Annotated in this window: 1 protein-coding gene; it reads right to left on the minus strand. The window is 56.2% G+C overall.

What is annotated here, in order from left to right; translation table 11 throughout:
- Nucleotides 1-464 (minus strand): aldehyde dehydrogenase family protein (locus tag ACTHUT_RS21900; protein WP_440419926.1); only part of this gene is annotated, 464 nt, incomplete at both ends.

Genomic DNA, 464 nt, shown 5'->3' on the forward strand with positions numbered 1-464 from the left:
GGCGTGTGTTGTTCCAACAAATCCGCAAAACGGCGCAGGCAGTCGGCGCGTTCTGAAGCAGGTTTGGCGCTCAACTCTGGCAGGGCGGCAACGGCTGCGCCCATAGCTTCTTGGGCCAATGCTGCATCGGCAAAGCTGACAGTGCCGCCAACATCGTTGTGGTCTGCAGGGTTGCGGACGGGTTGCGCTTCGCCCACGTTACGCGCTTCGCCATTGACGATAGACGCGGCGTGGAAGTCTTCGGAAGAAGTTTGGTTGAGTTTTTCTTGCAGGTTTTGCAATACGTTTTCGTTGCTGAAATCGACGCCCTGGGAGTTCCGACGGCCTTTGCCATCCAAATCGCGTGGCAGAGGCAAGGCCGGATGCAAGTGGATGCCTTGTTCGGCGATGGTGTCGAACGGGCTCTTAATCAGGCGGTCGATGCTGATGTTTTCGTCAACGATTTGGTTCACGAAAGAAGAGTT

It is taken from the genome of Neisseria sp. P0022.S010 (genome assembly GCF_051956635.1).